Source organism: Mixta calida (assembly GCF_002953215.1).
GTDB lineage: Bacteria > Pseudomonadota > Gammaproteobacteria > Enterobacterales > Enterobacteriaceae > Mixta > Mixta calida.
The window spans coordinates 3,049,354-3,061,926 of record NZ_CP026378.1 but is presented as its reverse complement, the minus strand read 5'-3'; the positions used below and the strand labels follow the sequence as shown (position 1 = coordinate 3,061,926).

Here is a 12,573-nt window from a genome sequence, read left to right as displayed (position 1 = left end):
ATGGATGAGGCCTGACACGCCGCGCAATAACATTACAAACCAACGCGCGCACCTCATCCTGACACCAACGACTTCGCGCCTGTTTTCAGGCCAGAATGGTGAGTAACGTATGACAGATTTGACCACGCAAGATCTCGCTCAGCCTGCATGGCAAACCCGGGATCATCTGGATGATCCGGTGATCGGCGAGCTGCGTAACCGTTTTGGGCCGGATGCCTTTACTGTTCAGCCAACCCGCACCGGGATGCCGGTCGTTTGGGTAAAACGCGAACAGCTGCTGGAAATTGGGGAATTTCTGCGTAAACTGCCGAAACCCTATGTGATGCTCTACGATCTGCACGGCATGGATGAGCGCCTGCGCACTCACCGTAACGGCCTGCCTGCCGCCGATTTCTCCGTTTTCTATCATCTGCTGTCCATTGAACGTAATCGCGACATTATGCTCAAGGTCGCTTTGTCCGAAAACGACATGCACCTGCCGACTTTTACCAAACTTTTCCCGAACGCCAACTGGTATGAGCGTGAAACCTGGGAGATGTTCGGCGTCACGTTCGACGGTCACCCGCATCTGACACGCATCATGATGCCGCCGACCTGGGAAGGCCACCCGCTGCGTAAAGACTACCCGGCACGCGCCACCGAGTTCGACCCGTATGAGCTGACTAAGCAGAAAGAAGATCTGGAAATGGAAGCGCTGCTCTTCAAACCGGAAGAGTGGGGAATGAAACGCGGCACCGAAAACGAGGACTTTATGTTTCTCAACCTCGGTCCAAACCACCCGTCGGCGCACGGTGCCTTCCGCATCATTCTGCAACTGGACGGCGAAGAGATCGTCGACTGCGTGCCGGATATCGGCTACCACCATCGCGGCGCGGAAAAAATGGGCGAACGCCAGTCCTGGCATAGCTACATTCCCTATACCGACCGCGTGGAATATCTGGGCGGCTGCGTCAACGAAATGCCTTACGTGCTGGCGGTTGAGAAACTGGCAGGCATCGTAGTGCCGGATCGCGTTAACGTGATTCGCGTGATGCTCTCCGAGCTGTTCCGCATCAATAGCCACCTGCTCTACATCTCCACCTTTATTCAGGACGTCGGCGCAATGACGCCGGTGTTCTTCGCCTTTACCGACCGTCAGAAAATTTACGACGTGGTGGAAGCGATTACCGGTTTCCGTATGCACCCGGCCTGGTTCCGCATCGGCGGCGTCGCGCACGACCTGCCGAACGGCTGGGAACGCCTGATGCGTCAGTTCCTCGACTGGATGCCGAAGCGCCTGAAAGAGTATGAAACCGTCGCGCTGAAAAACAGCGTGCTGGTGGGACGCGCCAAAGGCGTCGCCGCCTACGGCAAAGACGAAGCGCTGGCCTGGGGCACCACCGGCGCCGCGCTGCGCGCCACCGGCGTCGACTTCGACGTGCGTAAATGGCGTCCATACTCCGGCTACGAAAACTTCGACTTTGAGATTCCCGTCGGCAGCGGTGTCAGCGACGCCTACACCCGCGTAATGCTGAAAATGGAAGAGATGTGGCAGAGCCTGCGCATTCTGGAACAGTGCCTGAACAACATGCCTGCCGGGCCGTTCAAAGCCGATCATCCGCTGACCACGCCGCCGCCGAAAGAGCGCACGCTGCAGCATATTGAAACGCTGATCACTCACTTCCTGCAGGTTTCATGGGGACCGGTGATGCCCGCTAACGAATCGCTGCAAATGATTGAGGCGACCAAAGGGATCAACAGCTACTACCTGACCAGCGACGGCAGCACCGTAAGCTATCGCACGCGTATTCGTACGCCAAGCTTCCCGCATCTGCAGCAGATCCCATCGGTGATCCGCGGCAGCCTGGTATCCGACCTGATCGTTTACCTGGGTAGTATCGATTTTGTTATGTCAGACGTGGACCGCTAATTATGCACGATCAAAAAATTGCCATCGAAACGATCGACCCGAATGAGGTCTTTGAGCTGAGTGCGGCAGAACGCGACGCGATAGAGCATGAAAAACACCATTATGAAGATGCACGCGCAGCCTCAATCGAAGCGCTGAAGATCGTGCAGAAGCAGCGCGGCTGGGTGCCGGATGGTGCCATCAATGCCATCGCCGAAGTGCTGGGCATTCCCGCCAGCGACGTAGAAGGCGTTGCGACATTCTACAGCCAGATTTTCCGTCAGCCGGTAGGGCGCCACGTTATCCGCTATTGCGACAGCGTGGTCTGTCACATTACCGGCTATCAGGGCATTCAGGCCGCGCTGGAGCAGACGCTGAACATCAAGCCGGGTCAGACCACTGACGACGGCCGCTTCACGCTTCTGCCGACCTGCTGCCTGGGTAACTGTGATAAAGGCCCGACGATGATGGTGGACGAGGACACCCATGTTCACCTGACGCCGGAAAACATCCCATCGTTACTGGAGCAGTATCAATGACAGTTAAAGAAATCATTCGTACTGCGGAAACGCATCCGCTGACCTGGCGCATGCGCGACGACAAGCAGCCGGTCTGGTTTGACGAATACCGCAGCAAAAACGGCTACGCTGGCGCGGAAAAGGCGCTGAAAGGCATGGCGCCGGACGAAATCGTCACGCTGGTAAAAGATTCCGGCCTGAAAGGGCGCGGCGGCGCAGGCTTCTCCACCGGTTTGAAGTGGAGCCTGATGCCGAAAGACGAATCGATGAACATTCGTTATCTGCTCTGCAACGCCGATGAGATGGAGCCGGGCACCTATAAAGACCGCCTGCTGATGGAGCAGATGCCGCATCAGCTGGTGGAAGGGATGCTGATCAGCGCCTTCGCGCTGAAAGCTTATCGCGGCTACATCTTCCTGCGCGGCGAATATATCGAGGCGGCGGTGCATCTGCGCCGCGCTATCGCTGAAGCGACCGAAGCCGGTTTCCTCGGAAAGAATATTCTCGGCACTGGCTTCGATTTCGAGCTGATCGTGCATACCGGCGCGGGGCGCTATATCTGCGGCGAAGAAACGGCGCTGATCAACTCGCTGGAAGGCCGCCGCGCCAACCCGCGCTCCAAACCGCCGTTCCCGGCCTCTGCTGGCGTATGGGGCAAGCCGACCTGCGTCAACAACGTGGAAACGCTCTCCAACGTGCCCGCTATCCTTGCTAACGGCGTGGAGTGGTACAAGGGGCTGTCGAAAAGCGACGATGCGGGCACCAAGATGATGGGCTTCTCCGGGCGCGTGAAAAACCCTGGCGTCTGGGAGCTGCCGTTCGGCATTACGGCGCGTGAAATTCTGGAAGATTACGCGGGCGGCATGCGCGACGGACTGAAATTCAAAGCCTGGCAGCCAGGCGGCGCCGGCACCGATTTCCTGACCGAGCAGCACCTCGATCTGCCGATGGAGTTCGCCAGTATCGGTAAAGCGGGCAGCCGTCTCGGCACCGCGCTGGCGATGGCGGTAGACCACGAGATCAATATGGTGTCGCTGGTGCGCAACCTGGAAGAGTTCTTCGCACGCGAATCGTGCGGCTGGTGTACGCCGTGCCGCGACGGTCTGCCGTGGAGCGTAAAAATTTTGCGCGCGCTGGAGCAGGGCAAAGGCCAGCCGGGCGATATCGAGACGCTGCTGCAGCTCTGCCGACAGCTCGGCCCAGGTAAAACGTTCTGCGCCCATGCGCCCGGCGCGGTCGAGCCTTTACAGAGCGCCATCAAGTATTTCCGTAAAGAGTTCGAAGCCGGCATCGCGCCGCAGGTTTTTGGCAATGCCCGTCATATTAACGGCATTCAGCCTAACCTGCTGAAAGCGCGCTGGTAAAACAGAGCAGCAACGGAATACGGTTAGCGCCGCTTTACCCTGTCGCCTGGCGCAGCGATGAATCAGTCCCCCGCGCTTACAGAAATAAGCAAGCGCGGTGAGTGAAGGCAGCCAACACCGCTGCGGCCTGAAAGGCGAAGGGTAAAAAAGAATTGTGTTTAACGCTCGGAAATCCGAGCCTTACGGAAGCATGTTCACTATGGCTACAATTCATGTAGACGGTAAAGAATATGAGGTGGACGGGGCGGACAACCTGCTGCAGGCGTGTCTCTCCCTTGGCCTGGATATTCCTTATTTTTGCTGGCATCCGGCGCTGGGAAGCGTTGGCGCCTGCCGCCAGTGCGCGGTAAAGCAATACCAAAACGCTGAGGATACCCGCGGTCGCCTCGTCATGTCCTGCATGACGCCCGCCGCCGACGGCACCTTTATTTCTATTGATGATAGTGAAGCGAAAGAGTTCCGTGAAAGCGTGGTCGAGTGGCTGATGACCAACCACCCGCACGATTGTCCTGTCTGCGAAGAGGGTGGCAACTGCCATCTGCAGGATATGACGGTGATGACCGGCCACAGCTTCCGCCGCTACCGCTTCACCAAGCGCACCCACCGCAACCAGGATCTCGGTCCGTTTATCTCCCACGAGATGAACCGCTGTATCGCCTGCTATCGCTGCGTGCGCTATTACAAAGATTATGCCGACGGCAAAGATCTGGGCGTTTACGGCGCACATGACAACGTCTACTTCGGCCGCCCGGAAGAGGGTACGCTGGAGAGCGAATTCTCCGGCAACCTCGTGGAAATTTGCCCGACCGGCGTTTTTACCGACAAAACCCACTCCGAACGCTACAACCGTAAATGGGACATGCAGTTCGCGCCGAGCATCTGCCAGCAGTGCAGCGTCGGCTGCAACATCAGCCCAGGCGAACGCTATGGCGAACTGCGCCGTATCGAAAACCGCTACAACGGCAGCGTGAACCACTACTTCCTGTGCGATCGTGGCCGTTTCGGCTATGGCTATGTGAACCGTAAGGATCGTCCGCGTCAGCCGATGCAGCGTCGCGGCGACAACTGGGTGGCGCTTAACGCTGAACAGGCGATACAGGGCGCGGCGGATGTGCTGCGTCAGGCGAAAAAAGTGATCGGCATCGGCTCGCCGCGCGCCAGCGTGGAAAGCAACTTCGCCCTGCGCGAACTGGTCGGCGCGGCCAACTTCTCCACCGGCATGCCGGCGGGCGAGCAGGCGCGGCTGGATCTGATGCTGAAAGTATTGCGCGAAGGCGGCATCCATACGCCGGCGCTGCGTGAAATCGAAAGCTACGATGCGGTGCTGGTGCTGGGCGAAGATCTGACCCAGACCGGCGCGCGCGTGGCGCTGGCGGTGCGTCAGGCCGTGAAGGGCAAGGCGCGTGAAATGGCGGCGGCGCAGAAAGTCGCCGACTGGCAGATCGCCGCCATTCTGAATATCGGCCAACACGCCAAACATCCGCTGTTCGTCACTAACGTCGATGAAACCCGCTTAGATGATATCGCCGCCTGGAGCTACCGCGCGCCGGTGGAAGATCAGGCGCGTCTCGGCTTCGCCATCGCCCATGCGCTTGATGAAAGCGCCCCGGCGGTTAGCGATTTCGACAGCAGTCTCAACAGCAAAGTCGATGTGATCGTGCAGGCGCTGGCCGGTGCGAAAAAACCGTTAATCATCTCCGGCACCCATTCCGGCAGCGAAGCGATGATTGAAGCGGCGGCTAACGTAGCGCGCGCGCTGAAAGGCCGCGGCGCCGACGTCGGCATTACGCTGATCGCCTCCGCCGCCAACAGCGTCGGCCTGGGCATGATCGGCGGCATGACGCTTGACGATGCGCTGAACCAGCTGGAGAGCGGCAGCACCGACGCGGTGGTGGTCATGGAGAACGATCTCTACCGTCACGCGCCGAAAGCGAAGGTGGACGCGGCCCTGCGCCACGTTGACAACGTTATCGTGCTCGATCATCAGCGCACCGCGACCATGGAAAAAGCGGGTCTGATTCTGTCGGGCGCCAGCTTTGCCGAAAGCGACGGCACGCTGATTAACCAGGAAGGACGCGCGCAACGCTTCTTCCAGGTTTACGATCCTGCTTATTACGATCATCAGGTAGTCATGCTGGAAAGCTGGCGCTGGCTGCACTCGCTGCACAGCGCCATCCAGAGCCGCCGCGTCGACTGGACGCAGCTCGATCATGTTATCGACGCCGTGGCGCTCGCGCTGCCGCAGCTGAAAGGCATTAAAGAGGCCGCGCCGGACGCCTCTTTCCGCATTCGCGGTCAGAAGCTGGCGCGTTCGCCGCATCGCTCCAGCGGACGCACCGCCGCGCGCGCCAATATCAGCGTGCACGAGCCGCGTCAGCCGCAGGATGTGGATACCATGTTCTCCTTCTCGATGGAAGGCAACAACCAGCCCAGCGCGCCGCGCTCGGATATTCCTTTCGCCTGGGCGCCAGGCTGGAACTCTCCGCAGGCGTGGAATAAGTTCCAGGATGAAGTAGGCGGCAAACTGCGCAACGGCGATCCCGGCGTGCGTCTGTTTGAAGCTTCCGCAGGCCAGCTTAGCTGGTTCGATCGCGTGCCGACCGCCTTCGCCCGCAACGGCGGCTGGCGCGTCGCGCCTTACTACAACCTGTTCGGCAGCGAAGAGATGTCGCAGCGCGCGCCGGTGATGCAGCAGCGTATGCCGCAGCCGGCGATAGTGATCAACCCGGCCGACGCCGCCACGCTCGGCGTTAACGCTGGCGCGGCGCTGGAGCTGAACTGCGCCGGCGAAACGCTGCGTCTGCCCGTCCGCTTCTCGGACGCGTTGCAGGCGGGGCAGGTGGGCTTGCCGCTCGGCATGCCGGGCGTTCCGCCGTTCCTGTCGGGCGCCGACATTGAGACTCTGCGGGAGGCGGCACAATGAGCTGGTTGACACCGGATGTTATCGATATTTTGCTGGGCGTACTGAAAGCGATCGTCATCCTGCTGGTGGTGGTTGCCTGCGGCGCCTTTATGAGCTTCGGCGAGCGCCGTCTGCTCGGTCTGTTCCAGAACCGCTACGGGCCTAACCGTGTCGGCTGGGGCGGATCGCTGCAGCTGGTGGCGGACATGATCAAAATGTTCTTTAAAGAGGACTGGGTTCCGCCGTTTACCGATCGCTTTATCTTCACCCTGGCGCCGGTTATCGCCTTCGTTTCGCTGCTGTTGGCGTTCGCTATCGTGCCGGTCAGTCCGACCTGGATGGTGACCGACCTGAACATCGGGCTGCTGTTCTTCCTGATGATGGCGGGCCTGGCGGTCTATGCGGTGCTGTTCGCTGGCTGGTCGAGCAACAACAAATACTCGCTGCTGGGCGCGATGCGTGCGTCCGCCCAGACGCTGAGCTACGAAGTGTTTCTTGGACTGTCGCTGATGGGCGTGGTGGCGCAGGCGGGATCGTTCAATATGAACGACATCGTTAACGACCAGACGCACCTGTGGAACATCATCCCGCAGTTCTTCGGCTTCCTCACCTTCTGTATCGCTGGCGTGGCGGTGTGTCACCGTCATCCGTTCGACCAGCCGGAAGCGGAGCAGGAACTGGCGGACGGCTACCACATCGAATATTCCGGCATGAAGTTCGGTCTGTTCTTCGTGGGCGAGTATGTGGCGATTACTACGGTTTCCGCGCTGATTGTGACGCTGTTCTTCGGCGGCTGGCACGGCCCGTGGCTGCCGCCCTTTATCTGGTTCGCCATCAAAACGGCCTTCTTCATGATGATGTTCATTCTGATTCGTGCCGCGCTGCCGCGTCCGCGCTATGACCAGGTAATGTCCTTCGGCTGGAAAGTATGTCTGCCGTTGACGCTGTTGAACCTGCTGGCTACCGCCGCAGTGATTCTGTACAACGCGCAGTAAAGGGGTTGTAACCATGACATTAAAAGACATTATTGTCGGTTTCGGCACTCAGGTACGCAGTATCTGGATGGTAGGCATGCACGCCTTCGCCAAGCGCGAAACCCAAATGTATCCGGAAGAGCCGGTTTACCTGCCGCCCCGTTACCGCGGACGCATCGTACTGACGCGCGACCCGGACGGGGAAGAGCGCTGCGTGGCGTGCAACCTGTGCGCCGTCGCTTGCCCGGTCAGCTGTATTTCGCTGCAAAAGGCGGAAACGAAAGATGGCCGCTGGTACCCGGAATTTTTCCGCATCAACTTTTCGCGCTGCATTTTCTGCGGCATGTGTGAAGAAGCCTGCCCGACGACCGCGATTCAGCTGACGCCGGATTTCGAGCTGGGTGAATTCAAACGTCAGGATCTGGTGTACGAAAAAGAAGACCTGCTGATTTCAGGGCCGGGCAAATACCCGGAATACAACTTCTACCGTATGGCAGGCATGGCGATCGAAGGGAAAGACAAGGGCGAAGCGGAAAACGAAGCCAAACCCATCGACGTCAAAGGCTTGTTACCTTAAGGAGCCCGGCATGGAATTTGCGTTTTATCTTTGTGGTCTGGTGGCGGTGTTAACCACGCTGCGCGTGATCACCCACACCAACCCGGTACATGCGCTGCTGTACCTGATCATCTCGCTATTGGCGATTGCCGGCGTCTTCTTTTCGCTCGGCGCCTATTTCGCCGGCGCGCTGGAGATCATCGTTTACGCGGGCGCCATCATGGTGCTGTTTGTCTTCGTGGTGATGATGCTGAACCTCGGCAAATCGGTGGAAAACCAGGAGCGCCAGTGGTTGCAGCCTTCACTGTGGATCGGGCCGGGCCTGGTCTCGCTGCTGCTGCTGGTGGTGATGGTCTACGCCATCATGACCGCCAACGATCAGGGCATCGACGGCACGATGATCGACGCGAAAGCGGTCGGCATCAGCCTGTTCGGTCCTTACGTGCTGGCGGTGGAGCTGGCCTCCATGCTGCTGCTGGCGGGCCTGGTCGTGGCGTTCCATATCGGCCGTGAAGATCGCCATGGCGAAATATTAAGCAATCGCGTCAGCGATGCGGCGACGGCAAAAAGTAAGGAGGAGCGCGTATGATCCCTCTGCAACATGGACTGATTCTGGCGGCCGTGCTGTTTGTTCTCGGACTGACCTCGCTGGTGCTGCGTCGCAATCTGCTGTTTATGCTGATCGGTCTGGAAATCATGATTAATGCCGCAGCCCTGGCGTTAGTGGTGGCGGGAAGCTACTGGGGGCAGGCGGATGGCCAGGTGATGTATATCCTGGCGATCAGCCTCGCCGCAGCGGAAGCCAGTATCGGCCTTGCGCTGTTGCTGCAGCTTTACCGCCGTCGTCAAACCCTGAACATTGACACAGTAAGCGAGATGCGCGGATGAATCTTCTGTACTTAACCATACTGCTGCCGCTGATCGGCTTTGCGCTGCTGGCGTTCTCGCGCGGCCGCTGGTCGGAAAATCTGTCGGCGACCGTGGGCGTCGGCTCGATTGGCCTGGCGGCGCTGGTCACCGCCTGGGTCGGCATCGATTTCTTTAACCAGGGGCGTGCGCCGTTTACCCAGGCGCTCTGGACCTGGATGCATGTCGGCAACTTCAATATCGGCGTCACGCTGACGCTCGACGGCCTCTCGTTCACCATGCTGTCGGTGGTGACCGGCGTCGGCTTCTTCATCCATATGTTCGCCTCCTGGTATATGCGTGGGGAAGAGGGCTACTCGCGCTTCTTCGCCTATACCAACCTGTTTATCGCCAGCATGGTGGTTCTGGTGCTGGCCGATAACCTGCTGCTGATGTATCTCGGCTGGGAAGGGGTGGGCCTCTGCTCTTATCTGCTGATTGGCTTCTATTACACCAATCCAGACAACGGCAAAGCGGCGATGAAAGCCTTCATCATCACCCGCGTCGGTGACGTTTTCCTGGCGTTCGCGCTGTTCATTCTCTACAACGAACTGGGCACGCTGAACTTCCGTGAAATGGTCGAACTGGCACCGGCGCACTTCGCGGCGGACAATCACATGCTGCAATGGGCGACGCTGATGCTGCTGGGCGGCGCGGTGGGTAAATCCGCGCAGCTGCCGTTGCAGACCTGGCTGGCCGACGCGATGGCGGGTCCGACCCCGGTTTCCGCGCTGATCCACGCCGCCACCATGGTGACCGCGGGCGTCTACCTGATCGCTCGTACCCACGGCCTGTTCCTGATGACGCCGGAAGTACTGCATCTGGTCGGCATCGTCGGGGCGGTGACGCTGGTGCTGGCGGGCTTCGCGGCGCTGGTGCAAACCGACATCAAACGCGTGCTGGCCTACTCGACCATGAGTCAGATCGGCTATATGTTCCTGGCGCTGGGCGTGCAGGCGTGGGATGCGGCGATTTTCCACCTGATGACCCACGCGTTCTTCAAGGCGCTGCTGTTCCTCTCCTCTGGTTCAGTGATCCTCGCCTGTCACCATGAGCAGAACATTTTCAAAATGGGCGGCCTGCGTAAAAGCATCCCGCTGGTCTATGTCTGCTTCCTGGTGGGCGGCGCCGCGCTGGCCGCGCTGCCGCTGGTGACCGCGGGCTTCTACAGTAAGGATGAGATCCTGTTCGGCGCGCTGGCAAATGGCCATGTCAACCTGATGGTTGCCGGGCTGGTCGGTGCTTTCCTGACCTCGATTTACACCTTCCGCATGATCTTTATCGTCTTCCACGGCGAAGAGAAAATTCATGCGCATGCGGGCAAAGGCATTACTCACCATCTGCCGCTGATCGTCCTGCTGGTACTCTCCACCTTCGTCGGCGCGTTAATCACGCCGCCGCTGGCGGGCGTGCTGCCGGAAGGCGATCATGGCGAAGCGGGGAAAACTGCGCTGGAGATCGCCTCAGGCGTGGTCGCCATCGTCGGCATCCTGATCGCCGCCTGGCTGTGGCTCGGCAAGCGCACGCTGGTTTCCAGCGTGGCGAACAGCGCGCCGGGCCGCTTCTTCGGCACCTGGTGGTTCGCCGCATGGGGCTTCGACTGGCTGTATGACAAAATTTTCGTTAAACCTTACCTGGGCATTGCCTGGCTGCTGAAGCGCGATCCGCTGAACGCGCTGCTGAATACCCCGGCGCTGGCGTCTCGCCTTGCCAACAAAGGTCTGGTGGTAAGCGAAAATGGTTATCTGCGCTGGTATGTCGCTTCCATGGGCGTAGGCGCCGTTGTGGTGCTGGCGCTGCTGCTGGTGATGTAAGGTTAGTGAGCGGGATGCGGTTAGCCGCATCCCACCCGATAAGCTTGTAAAAAAACCTGAGGTTGAGCGCGTGCGGCAAAGGTTGCCGACGGCTCATGCAGGACTAGAAAAGGGACCGTAACCGCCATGTTATTACCTTGGCTAATTGTTATCCCGTTTGTCGGTGGCTTCCTCTGCTGGCTCGCCGAGCGCTTAGGCGCCAGGACGCCGCGCTGGATCGCCCTGATTACAATGGGCCTGACGCTGGCGCTTTCACTGCAGCTCTGGTTGCAGGGAGGCTATTCACTGACCCAGGCCGCCGGTCTTCCGCAGTGGCAGTCTGAGTTTTCCGTTCCCTGGATACCGCGCTTCGGCATTGCGTTCCACCTGGCGCTGGATGGTCTGTCGCTGCTGATGGTGGTGCTGACCGGCCTGCTGGGTCTGATGGCGGTGCTCTGCTCCTGGAATGAAATCGAAAAGTATCAGGGTTTCTTCCACCTCAACCTGATGTGGATCCTGGGCGGCGTAATCGGTGTGTTCCTCTCTATCGATATGTTCCTGTTCTTCTTCTTCTGGGAGATGATGCTGGTGCCGATGTATTTCCTCATCGCGCTCTGGGGACATAAGGCGTCCGACGGCAAAACCCGTATTACCGCCGCCACCAAGTTCTTTATCTATACCCAGGCGAGCGGCCTGGTGATGTTGATTGCGATTCTGGGCCTGGTGTTCGTGCATTACCGCGCGACCGGCGTCTGGACCTTCAACTATGAAACGCTGTTGCAGACCCCGATGTCGCACACCGTGGAATACCTGCTGATGCTCGGCTTCTTTATCGCCTTCGCGGTAAAAATGCCGGTGGTGCCGCTGCACGGCTGGCTGCCGGACGCGCACAGTCAGGCGCCGACCGCGGGTTCCGTCGATCTGGCCGGTATTCTGCTGAAAACCGCCGCCTACGGTCTGCTGCGCTTCAGCCTGCCGCTGTTCCCGAACGCGTCGGCGGAATTCGCGCCTGTCGCAATGTGGCTTGGCATTATCGGCATCTTCTACGGCGCCTGGATGGCCTTTTCGCAGACCGATATCAAGCGTCTTATCGCCTACACCTCCATCTCCCATATGGGCTTCGTGCTGATCGCCATCTATACCGGCAGCCAGCTGGCCTTCCAGGGCGCGGTGGTGCAGATGATCGCGCACGGCCTTTCCGCAGCGGCGCTGTTTATTCTTTGCGGCCAGCTTTATGAGCGTCTGCATACTCGTGATATGCGCGAGATGGGCGGCCTCTGGTCACGCATCAAGTGGATTCCCGGTCTGTCGCTGTTCTTCGCGGTGGCGAACCTGGGGATGCCGGGTACCGGCAACTTCGCTGGCGAATTTATGATCCTGACCGGCAGCTTCCAGGTCGTGCCGACCATTATCGTTATCGCCACGTTCGGTCTGGTGTTCGCCTCTGTTTACTCGCTGATCATGATGCAGCGCGCCTATTACGGTGCGCCGAAGTCGGAGACGCCGCTGCGCGGCATGTCCCCGCGTGAGTTCATTATGATTATGGTGCTGGTGGTTCTGCTGGTGCTGTTGGGGATCTACCCGCAGCCGATTCTGGACACCTCACACGCTGCAATGAGCAACATTCAGCAGTGGTATACCGCTTCAATTTCAACTACAAGGCCGTAATTCG

At 59.4% G+C, this 12,573-nt stretch carries 10 protein-coding genes; all 10 read left to right on the top strand.

The features are described from left to right. Positions 1 to 109: 109 nt before the first annotated feature. On the top strand, positions 110 to 1,909 hold the full coding sequence (gene nuoC, locus C2E16_RS14520) for an NADH-quinone oxidoreductase subunit C/D (protein ID WP_038625079.1): 1,800 nt from the start codon (positions 110 to 112) through the stop codon (positions 1,907 to 1,909). Between the two features lie 2 nt (positions 1,910 to 1,911). After that, on the top strand, positions 1,912 to 2,427 hold the full coding sequence (gene nuoE / locus C2E16_RS14515) for an NADH-quinone oxidoreductase subunit NuoE (protein WP_038625081.1): 516 nt from the start codon (positions 1,912 to 1,914) through the stop codon (positions 2,425 to 2,427). Next, positions 2,424 to 3,770, top strand: coding sequence for an NADH-quinone oxidoreductase subunit NuoF (gene nuoF / locus C2E16_RS14510; protein ID WP_038625083.1), 1,347 nt, complete (start codon positions 2,424 to 2,426; stop codon positions 3,768 to 3,770). The genes nuoE and nuoF overlap by 4 nt, the downstream gene beginning before the upstream one ends. A gap of 199 nt (positions 3,771 to 3,969) precedes the next feature. Then, positions 3,970 to 6,693 (top strand): NADH-quinone oxidoreductase subunit NuoG, encoded by a 2,724-nt coding sequence (nuoG, locus tag C2E16_RS14505; protein WP_104951549.1) that lies wholly within the window; start codon positions 3,970 to 3,972, stop codon positions 6,691 to 6,693. Continuing rightward, on the top strand, positions 6,690 to 7,667 hold the full coding sequence (gene nuoH / locus C2E16_RS14500) for an NADH-quinone oxidoreductase subunit NuoH (RefSeq protein ID WP_038625087.1): 978 nt from the start codon (positions 6,690 to 6,692) through the stop codon (positions 7,665 to 7,667). The genes nuoG and nuoH overlap by 4 nt, the downstream gene beginning before the upstream one ends. Positions 7,668 to 7,680: 13 nt before the next feature. Beyond that, entirely contained in the window at positions 7,681 to 8,223 is a 543-nt protein-coding gene (gene nuoI / locus C2E16_RS14495; RefSeq protein WP_038625089.1) for an NADH-quinone oxidoreductase subunit NuoI, read from the top strand. 10 nt (positions 8,224 to 8,233) lie between these two features. Then, the gene (gene nuoJ, locus C2E16_RS14490) at positions 8,234 to 8,791 is read left to right on the top strand and encodes an NADH-quinone oxidoreductase subunit J (RefSeq protein ID WP_084970672.1); all 558 of its coding nucleotides are present in this window, start codon (positions 8,234 to 8,236) and stop codon (positions 8,789 to 8,791) included. Next, positions 8,788 to 9,090: an NADH-quinone oxidoreductase subunit NuoK gene (gene nuoK, locus C2E16_RS14485; protein WP_013509877.1), complete on the top strand. Its 303-nt coding sequence runs from the start codon at positions 8,788 to 8,790 to the stop codon at positions 9,088 to 9,090. The genes nuoJ and nuoK overlap by 4 nt, the downstream gene beginning before the upstream one ends. Beyond that, the gene (gene nuoL, locus C2E16_RS14480; RefSeq protein ID WP_038625098.1) at positions 9,087 to 10,922 is read left to right on the top strand and encodes an NADH-quinone oxidoreductase subunit L; all 1,836 of its coding nucleotides are present in this window, start codon (positions 9,087 to 9,089) and stop codon (positions 10,920 to 10,922) included. Before nuoK ends, nuoL begins: the two co-directional genes overlap by 4 nt. A gap of 126 nt (positions 10,923 to 11,048) precedes the next feature. Then, positions 11,049 to 12,569, top strand: coding sequence for an NADH-quinone oxidoreductase subunit M (gene nuoM / locus C2E16_RS14475; protein ID WP_084970673.1), 1,521 nt, complete (start codon positions 11,049 to 11,051; stop codon positions 12,567 to 12,569). Positions 12,570 to 12,573: the final 4 nt, after the last annotated feature.

Excerpts from the sequence above, each read along its gene's own strand:
- nuoH (WP_038625087.1), top strand. The coding sequence starts at position 6,690 with ATGAGCTGGTTGACACCGGATGTTATCGATATTTTGCTGGGCGTACTG.
- nuoE (WP_038625081.1), top strand. The coding sequence starts at position 1,912 with ATGCACGATCAAAAAATTGCCATCGAAACGATCGACCCGAATGAGGTC.
- nuoL (WP_038625098.1), top strand. The coding sequence starts at position 9,087 with ATGAATCTTCTGTACTTAACCATACTGCTGCCGCTGATCGGCTTTGCG.
- nuoF (WP_038625083.1), top strand. The coding sequence starts at position 2,424 with ATGACAGTTAAAGAAATCATTCGTACTGCGGAAACGCATCCGCTGACC.
- nuoJ (WP_084970672.1), top strand. The coding sequence starts at position 8,234 with ATGGAATTTGCGTTTTATCTTTGTGGTCTGGTGGCGGTGTTAACCACG.
- nuoM (WP_084970673.1), top strand. The coding sequence starts at position 11,049 with ATGTTATTACCTTGGCTAATTGTTATCCCGTTTGTCGGTGGCTTCCTC.
- nuoC (WP_038625079.1), top strand. The coding sequence starts at position 110 with ATGACAGATTTGACCACGCAAGATCTCGCTCAGCCTGCATGGCAAACC.
- nuoG (WP_104951549.1), top strand. The coding sequence starts at position 3,970 with ATGGCTACAATTCATGTAGACGGTAAAGAATATGAGGTGGACGGGGCG.
- nuoK (WP_013509877.1), top strand. The coding sequence starts at position 8,788 with ATGATCCCTCTGCAACATGGACTGATTCTGGCGGCCGTGCTGTTTGTT.
- nuoI (WP_038625089.1), top strand. The coding sequence starts at position 7,681 with ATGACATTAAAAGACATTATTGTCGGTTTCGGCACTCAGGTACGCAGT.